A 23,198-nucleotide genomic window follows, 5' to 3' on the forward strand; every position below is an offset into this window, starting at 1 on the left:
AATCCGTATGCCGCATCATTGCGCGGTGCCCGCGTCCTGCGCACGCCATGCACGTCGCTGTTGCGACAGCCGGCTTGCGGCAACCCCTGCTGCCTTCCACCACGCGAACGGACGCGGATCGGCCAGCATGCTCAGTGCACGCGCATAGTCGAGCGCGAGGCCCGGCGTCCACGCCATCGTCACCGCACGCTTGCGAATCTGCGCGGCAACCCACAGTTCGGGCGTGACGAGCACTCGCAGAAAACTGCCCCACCCCGTACTGCCGCCGTGCAGTCGGCCCACCGCACCGTCGATCGCCGCCTCGAGCGCATAGGCAACGGTGCTCGAGCAGTTACGGTGAGTGAGGTTGTACGTCGTATCGATCCGGTAACGCTCCCAGAACGCGCGCAACTTCGCCGGATCGTAATTGCGGATCCGCACGCGTATCGTGGAAGGACACCACGCGCGCGACTCCGTTGCATAGTCCGGTTGAAACGTGCCGGGCACGTCGTTTTCGCGCGTTGCGCGCAGGATACGGCCGAACTCCGATGGCGAACGGTCGATTTCGGCGGCGGGATACAGGCTGATGTAGATTCCCTCGGGCGACTCGAGCGCCGCATGCCCGGTCGAAATGTTGCCGTTGACGTCGACCGCGGCGATGTAGCGGTCGACCACCGGATGATGCTGTGCCGGCGCCTTCGACGAACCCGTCGGCGTCCACACATGCACGGTCAGCGCACGCTCGTGATCGGCCGGCGGGCCGTCCCATTCGGTTCGATCGAACGGGCTCGTGCGTGCCTCCGATGCGACGTCGGGAAACAATGCAGACCAGCGTGACACGCTGAATGCCGGATTGCGTTCGAGACGCCGCACGCGGGCCGCCAGCGCCAGCATGTTCGTGCCGCCGAAGATCAGGAACAGGCCAAGGCAGTACGGCAACGTGCCCACGTAGTGGGTCGGGTACGGTTGAAAGAAAAACACCGCGATCAGGATCTCGACTGCCCCCCAACCGAGTGCGATCCTCCAGCGACGATACCGGACGATCCACGCGGATACGCACTGCAGTGCCCCGTCGACCAGGAACAACGCGCCGAAAATCATCGACAGGATCAGGTTGCCGTGATGGTGTCCGGCAAAGATCAGCATCGACGCGGCCACGACCGCGACTCCCTTCACGTAGCGCAATGCGCGTTGCCCGCCGACGCCGGTCCATGCGACGGCCAGCGTCGCCCCACCTTCGAGCAGGCACAACCACGCAAAGAGCGTGACCGGAAAGTGCATTGCGCCGTCGAGCGCATCGACGAACACGACGAGCCCCGCGATGACCCATACGATGCCGATCCAGACAATTCCTTTCGCGCGCTTGCGCAGATAGTCCACACCCAGCAACAGCATGACCAGTCTCACCATGTTCCGCTCCCTCGTCGTCGCCGGCCACGGTGCGCGAGTCGTCGCAGGCCGGTGGCCAGGCATGGGTTCATTTGTTCCGTGCGAGCGGTAGCGATGCGCGGATCGCCGCCGAGAAATCGCCATCGATCATCGCGCCGGGAGCGCGCTGAATCAGGCTTGCCGACTTCAGCGCATCGAACGGTATGGAATCGTCGAGCAGGCCGAGCTCATGTCCGTATCGGTCCGCATAACCACTCAGCAACACCTTCCAGCTGTATCCGACGTCAGGGGCAACCGATCTGACGTGGTGCAAAATATTCGTCGTGCAATTGTTGAGCAACGTGTTGTAGAACTCCGGATGGCGTTCGAGCGCATGTACGCGCCGCAGGTAATCCTCAAACAATGCACGTGCGGTCTCGGACGCGACGCGCACGGAACAAGTACACGCGTTCCCGGCGCACATCGGTGCGAACGCCGATCAAATCCCGCTCGTCGGCAACGACGTATACGAGGTCGTACAGCGGCAAGAAACCCTTGTACGGCGAGTAGCGCTGCCCGTGCCGCCGGCGCGTCTCGATCGAGATCGCGATATAACGGCCGCCGCTCAGGCCGAAACTCAGGAACGCGTGGGCAATCGCTTCGTTGGTCCAGCGCGACACGACAAGGTCGACCGTCGTCACCGATTCGAGCGCGAACGTTGCGTCGTAGTACGCCGGCATGCAGTCGTCGCGTGTGCGATATCTGAAGTTCCGCACATCGCGCACGGTGACCTGCGCCCCACCCCATTCGATCCGGGCGGCACGCGCGTACTCCGGCGCCCACACGGCCGGCGCGCGCGCAACGCGCAGCAGCGACGACAGCGGACTCATTCCCGTTCCGTCACGGCAACCGGCCGCGGTAACCCGCCGCCGCTCCCGGAAAACGCCACGTGTGTGCGCAGGCCCACTGAAAACGGCACGAATGGGCGGAAAGTCGTCGTCGAACCAGTCATGTCAATACGATCGATATACGGTCGCCCCCATCCTTCCCGATAGCCGAAACCGCGCCTCGCCTTGAACGACTCATCCGCACATCACGATGTGGCGTTCGATTCAGCCCTCAATGATCGATACCCAGGCGGCCCATTTTATGCCGTCACCCGACGAAGGAGTTTCGTTAAATATTCTCGTTTTTTTGAAAAATTCCGATCGATCGCGGCTGAACAATCAGGTCGTGCGCCACGAGCATGACGAAGTTTCGCCGGAGAGACTCCCGGCGTCTCCTGCAGTACGACAAGCCGTTCCCCCGTCACTCCGACGACAATTCCACTGCCCCGACAGAATCGGATCATTCATGCACAAGGCCATTCGTGGATGTCAAACGGCGCGCTGCTCGGCGGAACATTGCATCGAGACCGACGAGGCCTCCGGATTTCGAGCCTCCCGCGATATCGTTGATGAGTTGGCTCACGACATCGCGTGGCTCTTCCTCAACGGCAGATTCGACCTTGCCGTCAGCTTCGCATTTCTGAAGCGACTGGTTCGACTGGCAAACCTTGATCTATCGCTTTTTGCGTGGGACATATTTGATGCCTTTGCATGCGGCGCATATCGCACCGATGCGTATCCGTCCGACCTTGATCCTGCCGTTCATCACACGCTACCGCGACTGCGAGCAATCCTGAGTATGCGTCGCGGCACCTTTTCCGCGATTTATATCGATTCCAGTTCAAAACGCAGTGCGGTGCAAAGGGTGGAGAAACCCAGGCGAATACCCGGACCAGACGATCATCCCCAGCGAACGAATCACGTTCTCACGGATGCCGATGGAATCGGCGGCCCACACGTTGGCCTCTCGACGCGCCCCGTGCAGCCTGCCGGCTCTCGGTGACGGAGCATTCCCGGCCTGCACCGGAAACACATTCCGGCACCCGCCGCCTTCACTCCGCTACTGCACATACTGCTCGTTACCCGTCAGCCCGATCTTCGTCGCGCCTACGCGTTGCGCCGACGCCAGTACCGCGGCGTCACGCCAGCGCATCATCCCCCTTCACCGCATACGCCGACTCGCGCCGCTTCAGCCGCATCGCGATCAGCGCCGCGAGCACCGCCAGCGCGGCGCCCGTGAGAAACCCGCCCGTATAACCGACCTTCGCGGTGAGCGACAGAATCGTCGACGACGCGATCAGCTCGCCGAGGTCGCGCGTGCTCTGCACGGCCGTCACGTCGGTGCCGGCCTGGTCGCTGCCGCCCGCGAAGCGCATGCCGGCCGTCATGATCGACACCGACGTGATCCCGGTCGCCAGCGAACCGAGTACCGTGCACAGCCATGCCCACGACGGCGACACCGGCAGCCACCCGCCCGCCTGCGCGAACCACAGCAGCGCGGCCGCGCCCGCACAGCTCACGCCGGCCGTAAACGCACGCCACAACCCGAGCCGCCTCACGAGCCACGCACCGCCGCCGCAACCGAGCACGACCGTCACGATGCCGCCGGCCATGCCGAGCTTGCCGATCGCGTCGAGCGTCCAGCCCGCGTCGTTGAGGAACAGCTTCGACAGGCCGAAGCCCGATACGGCCGTCATCGCCGACAGCAGCGCGAGCGACAGCAGCGACCACGAGCGCGGCCGCTTCGCGAAACGGACGAGGCTCGCATCATGCTCGGGCTTCGCGCGCGCACGATCCGCATCGCGCGGCAACACCCACAGCACGCAAACCAGGCTCGCGAGCGGCACGGCCGCCAGCGCGAGAAACGCGGCCCGCTGGCCGAACAGGCCGATCAGCGTCAACGTGCCGGCGCCGCCGCCGAAGAAGCCGATCATCACGCCCGCGATCTGGATCGCGTTGATCTTCGCGAGCGTGTCGCCGCTGAAGTGCTCGGCGGCCATCCCGTCGTTCGCGATGTCCTGGGTCGCGCTCGCAAGCGACGCGACGGCCAGCAGGCCGACCGCCCATCCGGCCGTCGCGACGGTCATCCCGATCTGCGCGAGGCTGCCGAGGCAGAGCACCACGAGCGTCTGCATCGGCAGCATCCAGCTGCGCCGCCGGCCGATGCGCGGCGACCAACGGTTGTCGACGACGGGCGCCCACAGGAACTTCACGACCCACGGCAAACCGACGAGCGGCAGGAACGCCAGTGCATGAAGCGGTGCGCCGTCGTGGCGCAGCAGGGTCGGCATCGCATCCATCGCGATGCCGATCGGGATTCCCTGTGACAGGTAAAGCAGCGTGATCGTGATGACCAGGCGGCGATGTTCGAGCAGATCGCGCATCGAAGTCTCCAGTTGCATGAAATTAAAAAGGTTCGGCGCCGGCCGGCACACGCGCGGGCCGTATCGCATCGCGGCGCGGACGGCGCGCGGCACGCAGCAGCAATGCGCCGAACGCGACGAGGGCCGCGTCGATCGGCCAGTACACGGGTTCGCCCGCGCCGAGCAGCGCGATCGCGCAATGTGTCGCCCCAGCCAGCCCGTAAGCGGCGCCGGCCGCACGCATCAGCGTGCGCAGCCAGGCCGCGCGATCGGCCACGCAGGCCGCGAGCGCGAACGCGCCGCCCCACACGGCCCAGAACAGCATCGCGAGCACGTGGTCGACGTGCGCGCCGGCGGGCAGCGCACGCCCCGCGAGCAGCAGGACGCCGCCCGCCAGCACCAGCCCGCCGCAGGCGCCGACGGCGACCGCGGCCAGCACGTTCGCCGAGCGGTCGTGCTGCGCCCGCCGCCGCTCGATCCACAGATGCAGCCCCGTCGCGCAGAGCGCGCACGCCGCAAGTCCCATCAGGAAATGCAGCACGCGCAGCACGCCGCCCATCGCACCGACCCAGCCGTATTGCGCGAAATGCAGCGGCTGCACCGCGATGAACGCGCGCAACCAGAAGCCTCGGCCGCGCGACGTGGCGTCCGCGAGCCATTGCCCGTCCACCGCGCGATACAGGTGACGCTCGAACAGCGCCGTGCTCGGCAGGCCGGCGGTCGTCCCGGCAATCTCGACACGCGCGTTCACGTCGCCCCACCGATGCAACACGACGGCTTCGCGCCGGAAATCCGGCGTGCGCGCCGCATCGCGCCGCAGCAGCGCCTCGAGATCGGGCGCGCGTTGCCACGCGCCGCCGGCGGCAGTCGGCGGCGGCCCGCCGAGCAGTTCGGCGAACGCGCGCTGCGGTTGCCCCGGATACGCGACGCCCGCAAGCGACACCGTGCCGAGCGCGCCCAGCCCCGACAACGCGCCGGTGAACGCGAACAGCACGAGCCACGGCGAGCCCCACAGGCCGATCCACGCGTGCAGGTCGAACAGCGCGGCGCGCAACCCGCTGCCGCGCCGGATGCGCGCGGCAGCAGGCCAGCGCCGGTGATGCACGACCAGGCCCGCGACGATGAGCACGAGCAGCACGATCCCCCACAGGCTGACGAAGATCCGCCCGGGAAAGCCCGCGAACAGCGTCTTGTGCAGCGTGACGAGCAACGCCGCGCGTCCGCCGTCGGCCAGCCGCTCGCCCGTCGCCGGGTCGAGCGCCAGCGTGCAGGCCTGGCGTGCGTCGCAGAAACGGATCGCCGGATCGTCCGGTTGCGGCAGCACGATGCGCGCATCGCGCAACGGCACGCCGAGCGCCGCCGCGCGCGCGACGAGCGCATCGAGCGGCAGCGCCGGCCGCGCGACGGCGACCGGCGGCGCGCGCCACCAGCCCTGCATCGAATCGGTCGCGAGACTCCACGTGCCGCTGAACAGCACGACGAACAGCACCACGCCGAACAGCGCACCGGCGCCGCAATGCAGCGCGCGCCAGCGCGAACGCGATGAAGCGTCCATGTCAGCGCCCTCCCCAGAACATCGCGCACGGCACGAGCACCGCGAGCCACAGGCAGGCGCGCCACGCGGCCTGCCGCCGCCCGGGCGCGACGAGCACCCACAGCAGCGCGGCGACACCCGCGGCCAGCGACAGCAGCACCGCCGCGTAGAGCCGGTTCAGGCCGTCGGCCGGGTAATGACGGGCCAGCGTGACCGCCAGCGCGACCGCGCCCGGCAGCACGCCTGCGATCGCGAGCGCCGCCCGCGTCCCCCAGCCGCCCGCCATCAGAACTGCCCGCGCACGGTCAGCATCACGTTGCACGGCTCCCCGTAGCGGTTGTTCCAGCCCGGCTGGCTCAGGCTCAGGTAGTACTTGCGGTCGAACAGGTTGTTCACGTTGACGGCCGCGCTCCAGTGCTTGTCGTAGCGATAGCCGAGCCGCACGCTGGCGAGCGCGTAGCCGCCCTGGCTCATCGTGACGCCGTTCGCTTGCGCCGAGTAATTGCTCTGCACCTGCACGCCGCCGCCGACGCTCCAGCGCCGTTCCTGCCACGGCAGGTCGTAGTTGGTCCACAGCCGGAACAGGTGGCGCGGGTTCAGCAGCGGCGCGAATGTGCCCGCGTTCGCGAGGTTGTCCGCATAGCGCATCGTGTCGTACGTATAGCTCGCCCACACGCTCCACCACGGCGTGATGCGGCCGTTCGCCTCGAACTCGAAGCCCTGGCTGCGCACGCTGCCGCCGTTCACGTAGTAGCAGTTCGGCCCGGCGCACGGATGCGCGAGATCGACCTGCGGATTGTTGTCGAGATCGATGCGGAACGCCGCGAGCGACACGTTCAGCTTGCCGCCCGCCAGTTCGCCCTTCACGCCCGTCTCGTAGGTGCGTCCCTTCACCGGTGTCAGGATGCCGCCGCCCCACATCGACTTGGTTTGCGGCTGAAACACTTCCGCATAGCTCGCGTACCACGACCAGTCGCGCGCGAAATCCCAGATCAGCCCGCCGTACGGCGTGAACTGGTGGCCGGTGTTGTAGTGCGCGCCGAGGCTGTCCTGGTTCCACCAGCTCATCCGGCCGCCGAGCACGAGCGTGACGGGTTCCGCGAGCTTGATGCGGCCGAGCCCGTACACGCCCTTCTGCGACACGTCGTTCTGCTGCGACTGCTGGTACGGGCCGACGCCCGGCTCGGGCACGCTGCTCGGGTTCCAGCGGTAGACGTTCACCGGCATGCCGGCCACGTTGCCGAGCAGCTGCGCCGACATCTGCCCGCTGCTGCTGTTCGCGTAGGTCACGCCGAACAGCAGGTCGTGCGTCAGCCCGAACGCATGCACCGGGCCCTGCACGTTCGCATCGATGCTGCGGCTGTAGCTGCTGAACCGGTACGCGCCGCCCGTCAGCGCGCCGCCCGCACCGGTCGACGGATCGATCGCGCCGTACGAGCCCGCGTATTTCAGGTCGGAGCGCACGCTCTGGTATTCGCCGCTGACCTTCGCCTTCCAGCCGGCGCCGAGCTTCTGCTCGACCGACGCGAACGCGCGCGTCGTGTCCCAGTCGAAGTGGCCCCACGCGGTGTCGAGGAACGTCGAGCGCGACAGGCCGAGGCTCGACCCGTCGCGCGCCATCGGCACGCCGGACATGTCGGGCACCGAGCGCGTCGTCTGGTACTGCGCGCCGAACGTGAGCAGCGTGTCGCGCGTCACGTCGACTTCCGTGATGCCGTAGATCGAGCGCGTGTCCTGTTTCGCGCGGTCGTAGAAGAAATGACGATCCTCGTATGCGGCGACGAGCCGGCTGCGCACGGTGCCGGCCGCATTGAGCGGGCCGCCGATGTCGGCTTCCGCGCGGTAGCGGTCCCAGCTGCCGACGCTCACGCTCGCGTTCGCGGAGAACTGGTACTGCGGCCGCTTGCGCACGAGGTTAACCGTCGCGGCCGGGTTGCCCGAGCCGTGCAGCAGGCCGTTCGCGCCGCGCAGGATCTCCACGCGTTCGTACACGGAGATGTCCTGCGGCGCGCTCGCCATGTCGCCGATCACCACCGGCACGCCGTCGAATTCGAACGAATCGACCTTGAAGCCGCGCACGAAATACGCGGTGGTGAGCAGCACGTAGGGCTGCACGGTCACGCCCGCCGATTGCTGCATCACCTCGTCGAGCGAGTACAGGTTCTGCTGGTCGATCCGTTCGCGCGTCGTCACGCTGACCGACTGCGGAATCTCCCGCAACGCCAGCGGCATCTTGCCGACCGTCGCCACGGCCGGATCGTCGGCCACGCCGCGCGACGCGGTCACGGAAATCGCCTTCAGCTCGCCCGCGGCAGGCTTCACGGCGGTCGTTTCCTCCTTCCGGACTTCCGCGCCGGCCGCCGGCGCCGCATCGGCGAACGCCGCCGCCGGATGCGCGGCGATCAGCAGGCCGAGATACAGCGACGGGCGCCAGCGCCCTCGCCCCAAACGGGCGACGCGCGCGCCCTTCGTCATCGATCTCCCAGGTTCCAGCACCTCGTACCGCATTCACGCCCCCGTACTTGATAATCATTCTCATTATCAAATAGAACCGGCAGGCCATTTTTCGATCGAGGGGCTTTTCCTATCGATTCCGGGCACGCCGGCCCGCATTGTTCACGTCAGTGTTCGGATTCGGCCGGCCGGGCTTCCGCGATCGTTTCGGCCGGTGCGAGGCCGTCGGGCAGCTGCCCGGCGCGGGCGAAAGTCGCGTACCACGCGTCGGCCTGGACGAGCTGCGCGTGCGTGCCGGTCGCCCGTACGCGGCCCGCATCGAGCACGACGATCGTGTCGGCGGCCGCCGCGAGCGCCGGCTGGTGCGTGACGACGATGCGCGTGCGCTGCCCGCGCAGCGCGACGAGACTGTCGCGCACGCGCCGCGCACTCGATTCGTCGAGGCTCGCGGTCGGCTCGTCGAACATCAGCACCGGCGCACGCGACAGCAGCGCGCGCGCCAGGCACGCCCGCTGGCGCTGCCCGCCCGACAGCAACTGGCCGCCCGGCCCCACGTCGGATTCGAGCCCGTCCGGCAAGCGCTCGGCGTCGCGCAGCAGGCCGACCGCGTCGAGCGCGTCGCGCAGTTCGGCATCGGTCGCATCCGGGCGGCCCATCCGCACGTTCCACGCGAGGCTGCCGCGAAACAGCCCGTTGTCCTGGAACACGAGGTTGCGCGTCGCCGCGAGTGTCGCCTCGCTCAGGTGCCGCACATCGGCGCGGCCGAGCAGCACGCGCCCGGCGCCCGGATCGTCAAGCCGCGCGAGCAGGCCGAGCAGCGTGCTCTTGCCGGCGCCCGTGGGGCCGACGATCGCGACGAAGCCGCCCGCCGGGCAATGCAGGTCGACGCCGTCCAGCAGCGTCGCGCCGGCGGGCGAACGGTAGCCGACGCGCACCGCGTCGACACTCGCGTCGTGTACCGGCGTGCCGCGGTCGGGGCTGTCGAAACGCGGCGCATGCAGCACCGCGAGCACGGTGTCGAGCGCGCGCCAGGCGCCGCGCAACGCCTGGTCGAGCTGCGTGAGCTGCGCGAGCGGTTCGATGAAACGCACGAGCAGCACGAGCACCGCCACGGCCGTCGCGGCATCGAGCCGGCCCGCCGAGACGGCCCATGCGCCGCCGGCCAGCATCGCGACGAACACGCCCTGCACCGCGCCCGCGAAGCCAAGTTCGATCGGCAGCGAGCGGCGCATCAGCGCGCGCGTGCGGCGATGCTGCGCGTCGAACGCGTGCTGCAGCGCCGCGCGCGCGTCGCCTTCCCGGCCCGCGAAGCGCAGCAGCCCCTGGTGCGTGGCGAAGGTCTGAAGCTGCACGGCCATGTCGCGATCGCCGGACGCGCGCGCCTGCTCGAACGCAAGGGTGCGCGTGCCGCCGCGCTCGAGCAGTGCGAACAGCAACACGGCGGCTGCCGCGAGGCACAGCGCGATGCGCCAGTCGATCCACGCGAGCCCGGCGACGACCGCAAGCGGCGTCACGACCGCGCCGATCAGCGGCCCGAGCAGGTGCGCCGGAATCCCCATCGCCTGCATGACCGGCCCGCGCAGCAACCCGGCCGGATGACTGTCGCGCACGGCCTGCCACGACGCGATGCGCGGCAGGTGCCGCACGAGGCGTTCGACGAGACCGGCCGCGAGCGCGCCGCCCGCGCGATAGCCGCCGCGCTGCGCGACGTACAGCACGAATGCGTGGCACAGGGTCAGCGCACCGAGAACGATCGTCCAGTGCAACACGGCTGCCTGCGCGCCGGCGAACCACGCGCGGATCAACGGCACGAGCAGCAACCCGCAGGCGCCGTCGAGCAACGCGGCCGCCATCGCCCAGCCGACCCCGCGCCACAGCGCGCGGCGTGTGCCGGATGGCAGGCACCGCAAACGTTTGAGCGATTTCATCATCATGCGGCCTCCCCGTCCGCGGCACCGCGTTCGCGCCACAGCCGCGCATACAGCCCGCACGCGGCCAGCAGCACCGCATGCGTGCCGCGCTCGACGATGCGGCCGCGATCCATCACGAGAATCTGGTCCGCCTGCCGGATCGCGTCGAGATCGTGGCTGACGATCACGCGCGTGCGCGCGTCGCCGCGCAGCGCATTGCGCAATGCGCGCCCGGTTTGCGGATCGAGCGCCGACGCCGGTTCGTCGAGCAGCAACAGCGGCGCCGTCGACAGCAGCGCACGCGCAATCGCCAGCCGCTGCAGTTCGCCGCCGGACAGCCGCACGTCGCGCCCGCACACGCAACCGTAGCCGCCCGGCAACGCATCGATGCGTTCGTCGAGACAGGCCGCGCGCGCGGCCGCACGAATCGCGTCGTGATCGGCATCGGGCCGGTAAAGCGCGATGTTCGCGGCGATCGACACGTCGAGCGCGGCGGCCTGCTGGAACACCATCGCCACCTGTTCGCGCCGCGTGTCCGGCGCGAGCAGCCGCAGATCGGCGCCGCCGAGCCGCACCGTGCCGCGGTCGGGATCCATGAAGCGCGCGAGCAGCATCAGCAGCGTGCTCTTGCCCGCACCCGACGGCCCGACGATCGCGGTGGTCGTGCCCGCCGCGACCGTCGCGTCGATGTCGCGCAGGATCGGCGCGCCGTCGATGTCGACGCTCACGCCGCGCAGCTCGATCGACGCATCGCGCGGCACCTGTGCCGCGCCGTCGGCCGGCTCGGGCAGGCCCGGCTGGGCGAGCAACGCATCGAGGCGCGCAGCGGCCGCGCGCGCTTCGCGCAACGCGTCGGCACCGTGGCCGAGCGCCCGCACCGGCGCGGCGACCGCCCAGATCAGCAGCGCGAACGCGCACAGTTCGCCGACCGGCAGGCGGCCGGCCGTGAGCCAGGTCGCGCCGAACACGACCCACGCGAGCAGGAACGGCGTGCCGAGCAGCACCTGCGTGCAGGCACCGGGCCCGCCGACGCGGCCGACCCACGCCGAAAACGCCTGGTCGAAGCGCCCGGTCGACGCGAGCGCGGCCGCCTCGATGCCGGCGCCCGGATACTGCCGCACGAGCGCCGGGTTCTGCGCGAGCTGCGCGTAATCGCCCATCAGCTGTTCGAGTGCCGCATTGCGCGCCGCAATGGCCGGTGCGAACCGCGCCGAGCGCATCCAGCGGAACAGCGCGGCGCCCGCGACGAGCGGGATCAGCGCAAAGGCGAGCAGCACGGGATTCAGGTAAAGCAGGCACGCCAGCGCCGCGCACGGCACGACGACGAGTTGCGTGACGTCGGCCGGCGCATGCGCGACGAGCTGGTGCAGCGCACGCACGTCCTGGTCGACGTGACGCGCGACGCGGTCGCTGCCTGCTCGCGCGAACCAGCCGAGCGGCAAGCGTTGCAGATGATCGGCGAGCCGCCTGCGCAAGCGGTCGGCGAGATCGGCGTCGACACGGTGCGTCAGGTGCAGCGCGACCGTCTGGCCGCCCAGCCAGCACACGCCGGCCACCACGGCCGCGACGAGCCAGCCGCGCGCCGTCGCGTCGAGCTGTGCCGTCGCGCGCCATGCGTCGGCGATACGGCCGAGCGCGAGCCACGGCACGAGCGACGCGACACCCGCCAGCGCCTGCAGCACGACCGCCGCCGCAAGCGGCGCCGCGAACGGCCGCAACATCGAAAGCAACGGCCCCTTCATGCGGCACGCTCCAGCAGCATGCCGAGCGTGGCCGCGCACGCGTCGCCCGGCGGCTGCTCCGGAAAACCGAGCTGCATCGTCAGTTGCTGCCAGACGCGCGCCACGTCGATGCTGCGCTGGTTGCACGCGTGCAGCCCTTCGCCCGACACGAGCCGGTCGACCGCGCGCACGGCCGCCTGCGGCCAGCTGCGGGCATGAATCGCGCCCCACGTATCGCGCGCTTCGTCGCAGATCTGGATGCTCGGCATGTCGTCGCCCGCCGCGTCGCCGAAGATCGGGAACAGCCCGTCGTCGTCCGTCGCCGGTTCGCGCAGCGCGGGCGCCCACCACAGCGGGCCATGCGGCGACGCGAGCGTCCACGTGCCGGCGTCCGTCGTCAGCGTGATGCTGAACAGCATGCTCATCCGGCCGTCGTCGGCCGCCGCCATCTCGTTGTGCACGCGCAGCGAGACCGGCGTTTCGGCGAGCACCATCGCGCATTCGCGCATCGACGACAGTGCCGGCCCGACCGGCTCGACCGACCACGGGCCCACGCCCTGCAGCGCGGCGGCGAGCACGTCGAGCGCCGCGTAACTGGCCTGCACCGAGCACACGACATCCGCATGCACGGGCGCGCTCGTTTCACGCAGCCGTCGCGCGACGGCGATGAAGCGGGAGACGACCGGCAGGTTCGGATAGAAACTGTTGAGCAGGCAGCGCCGGCCGTGACGCGACGCGGTGCGCAGCACGCGGTCCCATTCGTCGGGCAGCAGCGGATGCTCGATCACGACGTCGATCCCGCGCTCGAGCAGCCGGCACGCGAGCGCGGCCCCGTCGGCGCCGCGCGCCGCGCCGCCGACCGCGACGCACGCAGCGCGCACGTCGTCGGGCAACGCTTCCGGACGGTCGAACACGGGCGCGCCGACGCGCGCGGCCAGCGCGGCGGTACGCGCGCTGCCTTGCCCCAGGATGCCTGCGACGCGATACGTGCCGGACGCGGCGAGGCCCGCCGCATAGAACTGGCCGAAGCGGGAACCGGCCACGACGACCGGCAGCGGATGAGCCTTCATTGCGCCTCCTTCAGGCGGGTGTCGACGAACGCGGCGTTCAGGCAGTCGAAATGACCGCCGGGGATGTCGACGGACGTGATGCCGCCGAGCGCCTGCGCCGTCCAGTATTCGGTGAGCGCCGCGCGCTGCTGCGGAATCAGCGGGTTGCAACGCTCCGGCACGAACAGCCGCAGCGCACCCGCGTACGGCGCGTCGCCCGCCCAGTGGCTCGCCTGCACCGAATGCATGAAGAGCCGGTACAGCCGTTCGCGCTCGTCGAACAGCGGATGCGCGACCTCGTCCTGCATCGACAATCCGGCGGCCGCGCGCAGCACGCGGCGGCGCAACGTGTCGAGCGGCTCGCAGCGGTCGCCGAAAATCTCCAGCTGGGCCTGCAGGCTGCCGGGCGCGAGACGCGCGGGGTCGGCCTTCAATGCGTCGGCGAGTGCGTCGGCCAGCACGTACGTTTCCGGAAACCCGAGCGCGTCGAGCGGCAGCCCGAGCGTCGCCGCGAAGTTGAACAGCACGAGCCGCTCGTCTTCGATCAGGTACGGAATCCGGTAGCTCGACACGATGTCGAGCGTGCGCACCTCGACGCCGAGCTGCACCAGCGACTTCGCCATTTCGAGCGCGACCAGCCCGCCCGAGCAGTAGCCGAGCACGTCGACCTCGCGCACGCCGGTGCGCCACAGCGCATCCGCATAGCGCCGGCCGAGCGTCGCGTTCAGGTGGCGCGCCGGCAGGTCGAGATAGTCCTGCGCGTCGCGCACCGCGAAGCCGAGCACCGGGCCGAGCCGCGCGAGCGCCGGCATGACCGGGCGATACGCATGCACGGTGCCGAGCCCTTCGTGCACGATCACGCGCGGCACGCCGTCGCCGGGCGCGAGCGGGATCGGCCGCACGCCGGCGCGCACGCGCGGCGCAGGCGCATGGACGACCGCCGAAACGTGCGCGCTGCGCGGGGCGGCCGGCGCACCCGGCGATGCGCTGCCCGACGGCTGCGCATCCGCGTCGCGCAGGCATTGCGCGAACGCGGCGGGCGTCGGTTGCGCGAGCACCCAGCGCAGCAACCGGTCGAACGGATGCGCGTGCGCGAGCGGTTCCTCGCCGCGCAGCCGCGACACGAGTTGCGCGATCAGCAGCGAATCGCCGCCCGCGGCGAAGAAGTCCTGATCGGGCGTGACGTTGCGCGTATCGAGCACGGCTTCCCACAAGCCGATCAGCCGCGCCAGCAGCGGATCGGCGGCGGCCTGCGCGTGAGCCGGCCGGGCGGCCGCCGGCTCCGGTTCGCGGATGTCGGCAATGCCGGCCAGCGTGCGGCGATCGATCTTGCCGTTCGCGGTCACGGGCAGGCGGTCGAGCACGCGCAATTGCGACGGCACCATGTAGCCCGGCACGCGCTCCGCGACGCATGCCAGCAGCGCGTCCGGCGCGATGCGCGCCGCACCGCGCTTCACGTGCGCGAGCAGGATGTCGTAGCCGAGTGCGTCGAGCGGCGTGCCGGGTGCCACGCAACCGAGCGCGCGATCGCCGCCCGCCTCTTGCAACCATTCGAGCCACTGCGCGCGCGGCACGAACAGACGCGCCGATTCGACGCGCGCGTCGTGCGGCGTTTCCATCATCAACCCCTGGCTGATGCTGATCTCCGGATGCTCGGTCGTCAGTTCCTGGATCACCCACCACGCATCGGCCGCCGACAGCGCACGCAATCCGGCAACCAGCGCGACCGTGTCGCGCGCATTGTTCAGCGCGCCGGAGCTGATCGTGATGTCGATCGAATGCGGCGCAATACCCTGCGCGTCGAGCGCCGCGTTCATGTCGAACCGCTCGAACCGCATCCACGGATACGCGGCGAAGCGCTCGCGCGCCGCCGCGAGGAAATAGCTCGACACGTCGCTGAACAGGTAGTCGATCCGCGCGCCCGCTTCGACCAGCGGCGCGAGCGCGTCGACGATCGCACGCGTCGCAGCGGCCGTACCCGCGCCGATCTCGAGGATGCGCCACGGGCGCTGCGGCTCGCGCGCGACGATCGCACGCACCGCCTGTGCCATTCCGTCATGTAGCGCCCGCGCATGTTCGCCGTCGCTGTACATCGCGTCGGCGATATGCGACGCGCCTTCCGGGAACATCAGGCCGGCGGGCGACACGGTGCCGTCCACCTGCACGTCGATGCATCCCGCGCTGTCGCGGAAGTAGTCGACGAGGACAGCCGGCCACAGATCGGGCGACGCATCCTGCGCAAACGCGTCCCAGCAGGCATGCGCATCGGCATGGCCGGCATCGGGCCGCCTGCGCCAGCCGCCTTCGGCATCCGCGTGCAGCACGCCGTGCCGGTCGAGCATCGCGAGCCAGTGACGCAGCAGATGCTGTCGCGCCGCCGGCACGCGCAACCGTTCGCACAACGTCGCGAAGTCCGTCGCCGCCTCCTCGGTCAGCGCCCCTGCCGGCACGATCCACGCTGCCAGCGATGCAACGCAGGCCGCTTCGAGCCGGGCAACCGACCGCGCCACGTCCGCATGCGCGGGCCAGCGCGCGGCGTCGAACGCCGTGCGCACGTGCGCCGCGATCTCGTGCAGCGCGTCGTCCTGCTGCGGCGGCTCCGCGCCGTGCAGCGACACGAAGCTCGCGAGCCGGCGCTCCGTGCCGTCGCCGAGCACGATCGTCGCGGCCGCGCCGACGAGCGGATGCGCGGTCAGCGCCGCGTCGATCTCGGCCAGCTCGATCCGGTAGCCGCGGATCTTCACCTGATCGTCCTGCCGCCCGAGGAATTCGAGCGAACCGTCGGCGCGCACGCGGCCGAGATCGCCGGTGCGGTAGAGTCGCCGCCCGTCGCCATGACGGATGAAGCGTTCCGCCGTTCGCACCGGATCGTTCGCGTAACCCGTCGCCAGCCCGACACCGCCGATATGGATCTCGCCGCGCACGCCCGGCGGGCATGGCCGGCCGAGCGCGTCGAGCACCTCCATCGTCTGCCCGGTCAGCGCGCGGCCGTAGGGAATGCTGGCCAGCTGCGTGTCCGCCGGACGGATCGGATGCTCGATCGACCAGATCGACGCCTCGGTCGCGCCGCCGAGGCTGAACAGCGCGCTGTCGGGCCAGCGCCGCCACCAGCGGGTGGGCAGCGTCACCGGAATCCAGTCGCCCGACCACAGCACGCGGCGCGGGCCCGGCACATCGAGCGCCGGTTCGCTTTCGACGTAGTCGATCAGCATCTGCCCTTGCGCGGGAACCGAATTCCACAGCGTCACGCGATGGCGCGCCATCAGCGCGGCCCAATGCGACGGATCGTTGCCGCGCGCCGGATCGGGCAACACGATGCACGCGCCGCGCGCGGTCGCGCCGAAGAAGTCGTAGACGGACAGGTCGAAACTCAACTCGGCCAGGCCGAGCACCACGTCGCCGTCGCCGACTTCATGGCGCGCGCTGATGTCGGCCAGCGTGTTACAGACGGCCGCGTGGCTCAGCATCACGCCCTTGGGTTCGCCGGTGGAGCCCGACGTATAGATCACGTACGCGAGTGCGTCGCCGGGAATGTCGCGCGCGGCGCGCGGCGGCCATTGCGGATCGACCGGCACTGCATCGACATCGATGCGCACGCACCCGTCGTGTTCGAACCCGAGCGCCTGCACACTGACGACCGCACGCACCCGCGCATTGCGCAGGATCGCCTGTTGCCGCAGCGCCGGCTGGCGGCTGTCGACCGGCACGTACGCGGCGCCCGCCTGGACGATCGCGAGCACGGCCACGAGCTGGTGCGCGCACTTCGGCATCAGCACCGCGACGGTATCGCCCGCGGCGACGCCGGCCTGCTCGAGCGCCGACCGCAGCGCCGCCGCGTGCTGCGCGACGTCGCGATACGTGCGCGCCCCCTGCGCATCGATCACCACCGGCGCATCGGGCGTACGCAACGCCTGCGCGGCAAAGCCGGCCGCGATGTGCGTATCCGCATCCGGATGGATCCCGGCGGCGGGCGCAGCGGACGGCAGCACGATGTCGCCCGCGCGCGACCACCACGCCGCGTCGGCGGCGAGCCGGCCCAGCAGGGCGACGTACGCGTCGAACATCGCCGCGGGCATCCCGTCCGGAAACAGGTCGTCACGCACGTCCCAGCCGATTTCCAGGCCGCCGAACTGATCGGTCACCTGGCAGTCGAGCCACACCTGCGGCGTCTGGCTGATCATGTAGCGCGGCGGCTCGGCGCGGGCCGCGTGCTCGCCGAGCAGCCGGCCGACACTGCCGATGCCGCTCGTGAACACCACCGGCATCAGCGCCGCATCCTTGCCGCGCCGTCGCGCGAGTTCGCGCATCACGTCGACACCGGTAAACGCACGATGGTCGAGGTCGTCGAACATCCGCGCGCCGATCGTGCGGGCACGCTCGACGAAATCGCGCCCGTGCGTCGCGTCGACCGCGAGCAGGCTCAGCGCGGTGAAATCGCCGAGCACCGCGTCGATGCGCGGATGCACGGGCGGCCGGTTCAGCACCGTCAGGTTCAGGCAGAACGCGGGCGACTGGCTCCAGCGGCCGACGACTTCGGCGAACGCGGCCAGCGCGACACTCGCCGCGCTCAAGCCGAAGCGGCTCGCGTGGCCGCTCAGCGCGGCCCATTGCGCACGATCGAGCCGCGCATGCCGGTGCGTGAAGCGCGGCCGTGCGCCGGACGGCATCGCGGGCACCACCGGCAGATCGGGGCGCGGCGGCAGATCGTCGATGCGCGCAAGCCACCACGCCTTGTCGCGTGCATGATCCGCGCGCGTGCCGGCATGGGCTTCATTGACGACGTAGTCGCGGAACGTCGCGTCGAGCGGCTCGGGCTGCCACTGCGGGTCGTCGTAGCGGCGCCGCCATTCGGCGAGCAGCAATTGCAGGCTCGCATAATCGATCAGCGTGAAATCGACCGACAGGTGCAGCACCGCACCGTCCGGCCCGAGGCTCACTTCCGGCTGCAGCACCGGCCAGCGGTCGAGCGCGTGCACCGCATGGTCGAGACGCTCGCGCACGCGCTTCACGTGCGCGTCGAATGCATTCGCATCGGCATCGCGCAGGTCGTGCACCGCGAGCGGCTGCCACGGCACGTCGGGCAGCACGCGTTGCCATGCGTTGTCCTCGACGATCGCGCGCAGCATCGGATGCCGCGCGACGCACGCGTTCCACGCCGCCTCGAAGCGCACGCAGTCGAGATTCGCGGGCTCGCCGTATTCGACGTACAGATGGCACGCATTGCCGCCGAACTCGAACGACTCGTGGCGGCCGAGCACGTACGCGGCCTGCACCGGCGTCAGTGCGAACCGCTCGTGCCGGCGCACCGGATCGCAGCGCCATGCGCCGTCCTGCAGGAAGCGGACGAACGCGTCGCGTTCGGCCTTGATGCGCGCGGCCAGGTCCGCATCGAGCGCGCCGGCCGGCGCGCGATAGCGCAACTGGCCGCCGTCGTCGCACCACAGTTCGATCTGGCGTTCGCGGCAAAGATCGAGCACGTCATCGAAGCTCACAGCACGCCCTCCTCGATCGTCGCAACCGGCGTGTCGCCGGCGGCCTGCGAGGCTTGCAGGGCCGGCGCGGCCAGTGCGGCCTCGTCGAGCTGCGCGGCGAGACCCGCGAGCGTCGGCTGCCGGTAGAACGCCGCCATCCCGACCCGCACGCCGAGCCGCTCGCGCAGTTGCGCGAGCAGGCGCGTCGCGAGCAGGCTGTCGCCGCCGAGCGCGAAGAACGTCGCGTCGCGCGCGTTCGCCGGGCGGCCGAGCGCGTGCTCCCAGCATGCGAGCAGCGTCGCCTGCCGTTCGTCGGCCGGCACGAATGCATCGTGGGCGGCCGGTGCGTCGCCGAGCGCGCGCGCGAGCGCCTCGCCCACCGCCCGCCGGTCGATCTTGCCGTTCGCGTTGAGCGGCCAGCGCGCGATGCACCACAGCGCATCGGGGCGCATCGCGTCGGGCAAGCGGTCGCGCAGCCAGTCGGCCAGCGCCGCTTGCGCGGCCGGTTCGCCGGCACGGCGCGCGTCGATGCACGCGAATGCGTTCGAACGCCAGCTTCGGGAGTCGAGCGTAAAACCGCACGCATGCGCGGCGGCGGCGATCGCATCGGGCGTGAACGGCCGCGGCAACGACGCATCACCCGCCACGCTCGCGACGAGTTCACGCAGCGGCGAGTCGCGCAGCACGTCGGCGAACAGCAGGCGGCCGTCTTGCGCCAGCAACGCGGCCGCGATCCTGAACGTATCGCGCGGGTCGTCGCGCAGGTGTGCCGCCGCGAAACTGATCACGCAATCGAATTCGCCGAGATGCCGCGCGGGGAACAAGCCGTCCTGCATCGTCTGAAGCGCGGGCCTCGTAAGTGTGAAGCGTGCCTGTGCGGTATGCAGCAGCCCCGGCGACACGTCGAACAGCGTCACGTCGAAACGTGGATCGTCGAGCACGCCGAGGCCCGCTTCGAACCATTGCCCGGCGCGGGCGTCGACCACCGCGACCCGCAGCACACCCGTGCGCGCAGCGGCCTGTGCCTCCAGCGCGCCGGCAAACTCGCGCAGCGCGCGGGCGCCGTCCGGCAAACGCGTCGCGAACGCAAGCGGTGCCACGCACGGGTCCAGCGGTACGCGCTGCGCGGCGGTATCCGGATCGGCTGCGAGCGCGCGCAGCGACGCCGTCAGATCGTCGAGATCGGTTGCATACCAGTCGAGCCGATCGAGCGCACCGTCGATGGAGATCGACGCATCGCCTTTCGCGTGCCGGTGCGCACGCAACGACGGCGGCAGGCCCGCGCCGCCATCGAGCAGCCGATCGGCGACGGCGCGCGCAACGGCCGCTTCCGCCTCAACCGTATCGGCCCGGTCGGCCTCCGCGAGCGACGACGGCGCGGCATCGGCAACGCACGCGACAACGCAATCGGCCGGCACGAACGCGGCGACGATGCGCGCAACTTCGCCATTCACGACGCTCGCGCACGCACCGTCGATCTGCGGATGCGCGGCCAGCGCGGCCTCGATCTCGCCCAGTTCGATCCGGTGCCCGCGCACCTTCACCTGGCGATCCTCGCGCCCCAGGAATTCGAGCGTGCCGTCGGGCCAGTAGCGGCCACGGTCGCCCGTGCGATACCAGCGGCCCGACGCGTGCTGCACGAAGCGCTGCGCGGTCAGCTCGGGATCGTTCCGGTAGCCGCGCGCGAGACTGTCGCCCCCGATCAGCAGTTCGCCCGGCACGTAATCCGGCACATCGCGGCCGTCGGCATCGACGACGCGATAGGCCTGCCCCGGCAACGGCCGGCCATACGGAATCGAACGCCAGTGCGGCGGCACGTCGCGCACCGTCTGCACGTTCGACCAGATGCCGGCCTCGGTCGCGCCGCCGAGCGCATGGAACGCACATGCGTCGCCGCATCGTTCGCGCAGGCGCGCCGGCAGGTCGAGCGCGATCCAGTCGCCGGACAGCAGCGCCGCGCGCACGCTGCGGCATGCGTCGGCCGCGGCGGGCACCGCCAGCGCCATTTCGAGCAGCGCGGGCGCCGAATTCCACAGCGTCACGCGATGCTGCGCGATCAGGTCGATCCAGCGCGCCGCGTCGCGCGCATCGTCCTGGGTCGGCAGCACGAGCTCGGCGCCGGCACCGAGCACGCCGAACAGGTCGTACACCGACAGGTCGAAATCGAGCGCCGATACCGCGAGCAGCCGGTCTTGCGCACGCACGCCGAGCAGTGCATCGATCGCGTCGATCGTGTTGAGCGCCGCCGCGTGTGTCATCTCGACACCCTTCGGCACGCCCGTCGAACCGGACGTGTAGATCACGTACGCGGTGGCCTGCGGCGCCACCGCGAGCGGCGCGGCCAGCGGCGCATGTTTCATCAGCGATGCAACATCGAAACGCGGCAGCGGCGCATCCGCGTGCGCCGTGTCGCCGATCGCGGCCTTCACGCCGGCCGCGCGTTCGATCAGCGTCTTGCGCGCGGCCGGCTGCGCAATGTCGAGCGGCACGTAACACGCGCCGGCGGCCAGTACGCCGAATACCGCGGCCACCTGTTCCGGCCCGCGCGGCAGACTGATCTCGACGGCATCGCCGTGACCGATGCCGGCAGTACGCAGGCCACCCGCGATCGCCAGCGCCTGCGCGGCCAGTTCGCCGCGCGTCACCACGCGCTCGGCGCACCGCAATGCGACGGCCGCCGGCTCGCGCGCGGCCGATGCAAAGAAGTCGGCATGCAGCGTGCGCGGCCGCGCGGGAGCGGGCACCGCGTTGAGCGCATCGCGCACGCGTCGCTGCGCGGACGGCAGCTCGACCGCGATCGGCAGCCGCCAGTCGCGATCGCACAGCGCCTGCACGAGCGCGACATACGCGCCGAACATCGCATCGACCATCCCGTCGGGAAACAGGCCGTCGACGCTGTCCCATGCGAGCAACGCGCCGTCCGGCACGCGATAGAGCTGGTGATCGAGCCACACCTGCGGCGTCTGCGAAATCATGTCGTGCAGATCGCCGAACACGCGCGCGAATGCGTCGGGCACGAACGGCGCGTCGCCGAGATTGCACGAGAACACGACGGGCGCCGCGCGCGGCGCACCCTGCCTGCGTGCATCGCGCAGCACGTCGAGCGCCGGATACGCAGCCTGCGCGATCGCGCCGTGCAGCCGTTGCTGGAACGCGCGTACCGTGTCGGCCGCGCTCGCGTCGGCGCGCACGTCGCATTCGACGAGCAGCAGCGTCGTGAAATCGGCGATCACGCGGCCGAGATCGGGCGCATCGCCGTGCCGGTCGAACAGCGGCACGTTGAGCAGGAACGCCTGCCGGCCGCTCCAGCGCGCGAGCACCGCCGCGAACGCCGCACCGAACACCGACGACAGCGTGACGCCATGCTGCGCGGCCCGCGCCTGCAGGCGCGTCAGTTCGGCCGTGCTCAGCGTATGCGTGACGCGGCTGAAACGCGGCGCGCGGATCGTTTCCGGCGCACGGGCGAGCGGCAGCGCCGGCCCTTCCGGCAGTGTCGCGAGCCGCGCCTGCCATGCGTCGCGCGCCGCGGCCCGCGCATCGCGCGTATCGGCCGCGCGACGCGCGAGCCAGATCGGGAACCACGTCGACGGCGCGTCGGGCAACGCCGACGGCTCGGCATACGCGGCACCGATCTCCTGCATCAGCAGCCGCACGCTGTCCACGTCGGCCGCGAGCAGGTCGACGCTCAGCCACACGCGATCCTCGCCGCCGGGCATCTGCGCGAGGCCCATCATGAAGACCTGCGCGTGCTCGACGTCGAGACATTCGTGCGACCGGAACGCGCGCAGCGACACCCATTCGGTTTCCGCTTCGGCGGGCGTCCGGTCGCGCCAGTCCGCATGCGCGAACACCGGCGCCTCCGGTGCCGCGACGATCTGCTGGCGGCCACCGGCAAAGCGCGCACGCAGCATCGGATGGCGTTCGCGCACGAGTCGGCATGCCGCGTCGAGACGAACGGGATCGATCGCGCGGCTGCGAAACTCGAGGAATGCGTGGCAGCTCACGTTGCCGAGCACTTCACCGTCGCCGCGGCCGAGCCAGTACGCCTGCTGCACCGCGGACAGGTCGAACAGCGCATGCACGTCGACATCGCCCCCCTCTGCGGCCTCGACGTCGGGCGCCGCGGATGCGCCGCGCGGCGCATTCGCGAGCAGCTCGGCCCACGCGCCGAGCGTCGGCGTACGCGCGAACGCATCGAACGTCAGCGCGTAGCCGAGCCGGTTCACGCGCGTCTGCAGATACATCAGCCGGATCGAATCGAGGCCGCAGCTCAGCAGGTCCTCGTCATCGTCGAGCGACGCGATTTCGTCGACGGGCTCGTCGAGCAGCGCCGCGATCATCGCGACGAGCTGCGAGCGAAAGGCAATGGGAGAAAAACAGGAAGGATCGGAATGATCGATGGTTGAATCGACAGCGGTCTGGCTCATGGGCACGCCTTGTATGGGTCGTTCGATGGCGGATC

11 protein-coding genes and 2 pseudogenes are annotated in these 23,198 nt (G+C 70.4%); 1 reads left to right on the forward strand and 12 read right to left on the reverse strand.

Features of this window, described 5'->3' with window-relative positions:
- Window positions 1–15 precede the first annotated feature (15 nt).
- Window positions 16–1,389: an HdeD family acid-resistance protein gene (locus ACTJLD_RS13270; protein ID WP_027789645.1), complete on the reverse strand. Its 1,374-nt coding sequence runs from the start codon at window positions 1,387–1,389 to the stop codon at window positions 16–18.
- A 67-nt stretch (window positions 1,390–1,456) separates the two neighbouring features.
- Window positions 1,457–2,237: pseudogene (locus ACTJLD_RS13275) on the reverse strand (Lnb N-terminal periplasmic domain-containing protein).
- 232 nt (window positions 2,238–2,469) lie between these two features.
- Here ACTJLD_RS13275 and ACTJLD_RS13280 point away from each other — a divergent pair.
- Complete coding sequence (locus ACTJLD_RS13280; protein WP_440658977.1) at window positions 2,470–3,237, forward strand: hypothetical protein; 768 nt, start codon at window positions 2,470–2,472, stop codon at window positions 3,235–3,237.
- 57 nt (window positions 3,238–3,294) lie between these two features.
- On the opposite strand, the pseudogene ACTJLD_RS13285 reads toward ACTJLD_RS13280, so the two are convergent.
- From ACTJLD_RS13285 to ACTJLD_RS13330, 10 genes and pseudogenes are all read right to left on the reverse strand, one after another.
- Window positions 3,295–3,372: pseudogene (locus ACTJLD_RS13285) on the reverse strand (biopolymer transporter ExbD); the annotation flags it as partial.
- 1 nt (window position 3,373) lies between these two features.
- Window positions 3,374–4,618 carry an MFS transporter gene (locus ACTJLD_RS13290; protein ID WP_027789646.1) on the reverse strand — a complete coding sequence of 415 codons (1,245 nt, stop codon included), beginning with the start codon at window positions 4,616–4,618 and terminating at the stop codon, window positions 3,374–3,376.
- A gap of 22 nt (window positions 4,619–4,640) precedes the next feature.
- On the reverse strand, window positions 4,641–6,152 hold the full coding sequence (locus ACTJLD_RS13295; protein ID WP_440658978.1) for a PepSY-associated TM helix domain-containing protein: 1,512 nt from the start codon (window positions 6,150–6,152) through the stop codon (window positions 4,641–4,643).
- Window position 6,153: 1 nt separating this feature from the next.
- Complete coding sequence (locus ACTJLD_RS13300) at window positions 6,154–6,417, reverse strand: hypothetical protein (RefSeq protein WP_027789648.1); 264 nt, start codon at window positions 6,415–6,417, stop codon at window positions 6,154–6,156.
- Window positions 6,417–8,540 (reverse strand): TonB-dependent siderophore receptor, encoded by a 2,124-nt coding sequence (locus ACTJLD_RS13305; protein ID WP_440659143.1) that lies wholly within the window; start codon window positions 8,538–8,540, stop codon window positions 6,417–6,419. Before ACTJLD_RS13305 ends, ACTJLD_RS13300 begins: the two co-directional genes overlap by 1 nt.
- 212 nt (window positions 8,541–8,752) lie before the next feature.
- A complete protein-coding gene (locus tag ACTJLD_RS13310) occupies window positions 8,753–10,519 on the reverse strand; it encodes an ABC transporter ATP-binding protein (RefSeq protein ID WP_440658980.1) in 1,767 nt (588 codons plus the stop codon).
- The gene (locus ACTJLD_RS13315; RefSeq protein ID WP_440658981.1) at window positions 10,516–12,237 is read right to left on the reverse strand and encodes an ABC transporter ATP-binding protein; all 1,722 of its coding nucleotides are present in this window, start codon (window positions 12,235–12,237) and stop codon (window positions 10,516–10,518) included. Before ACTJLD_RS13315 ends, ACTJLD_RS13310 begins: the two co-directional genes overlap by 4 nt.
- Window positions 12,234–13,286 (reverse strand): Gfo/Idh/MocA family oxidoreductase, encoded by a 1,053-nt coding sequence (locus ACTJLD_RS13320; RefSeq protein WP_060086199.1) that lies wholly within the window; start codon window positions 13,284–13,286, stop codon window positions 12,234–12,236. The genes ACTJLD_RS13315 and ACTJLD_RS13320 overlap by 4 nt, the downstream gene beginning before the upstream one ends.
- Window positions 13,283–18,757: an amino acid adenylation domain-containing protein gene (locus tag ACTJLD_RS13325; RefSeq protein WP_440658983.1), complete on the reverse strand. Its 5,475-nt coding sequence runs from the start codon at window positions 18,755–18,757 to the stop codon at window positions 13,283–13,285. Before ACTJLD_RS13325 ends, ACTJLD_RS13320 begins: the two co-directional genes overlap by 4 nt.
- Complete coding sequence (locus tag ACTJLD_RS13330; RefSeq protein ID WP_440658984.1) at window positions 18,754–23,163, reverse strand: amino acid adenylation domain-containing protein; 4,410 nt, start codon at window positions 23,161–23,163, stop codon at window positions 18,754–18,756. The genes ACTJLD_RS13325 and ACTJLD_RS13330 overlap by 4 nt, the downstream gene beginning before the upstream one ends.
- Window positions 23,164–23,198: the final 35 nt, after the last annotated feature.

Source organism: Burkholderia sp. 22088 (genome assembly GCF_052045915.1).
Classification (GTDB): Bacteria; Pseudomonadota; Gammaproteobacteria; order Burkholderiales; family Burkholderiaceae; genus Burkholderia; species Burkholderia cepacia.

Coding starts and splice junctions, on each gene's coding strand:
- ACTJLD_RS13270 (WP_027789645.1), bottom strand. CDS start 1,389: ATGGTGAGACTGGTCATGCTGTTGCTGGGTGTGGACTATCTGCGCAAG.
- ACTJLD_RS13280 (WP_440658977.1), top strand. CDS start 2,470: ATGATCGATACCCAGGCGGCCCATTTTATGCCGTCACCCGACGAAGGA.
- ACTJLD_RS13290 (WP_027789646.1), bottom strand. CDS start 4,618: ATGCGCGATCTGCTCGAACATCGCCGCCTGGTCATCACGATCACGCTG.
- ACTJLD_RS13295 (WP_440658978.1), bottom strand. CDS start 6,152: ATGGACGCTTCATCGCGTTCGCGCTGGCGCGCGCTGCATTGCGGCGCC.
- ACTJLD_RS13300 (WP_027789648.1), bottom strand. CDS start 6,417: ATGGCGGGCGGCTGGGGGACGCGGGCGGCGCTCGCGATCGCAGGCGTG.
- ACTJLD_RS13310 (WP_440658980.1), bottom strand. CDS start 10,519: ATGATGATGAAATCGCTCAAACGTTTGCGGTGCCTGCCATCCGGCACA.
- ACTJLD_RS13315 (WP_440658981.1), bottom strand. CDS start 12,237: ATGAAGGGGCCGTTGCTTTCGATGTTGCGGCCGTTCGCGGCGCCGCTT.
- ACTJLD_RS13320 (WP_060086199.1), bottom strand. CDS start 13,286: ATGAAGGCTCATCCGCTGCCGGTCGTCGTGGCCGGTTCCCGCTTCGGC.
- ACTJLD_RS13330 (WP_440658984.1), bottom strand. CDS start 23,163: ATGAGCCAGACCGCTGTCGATTCAACCATCGATCATTCCGATCCTTCC.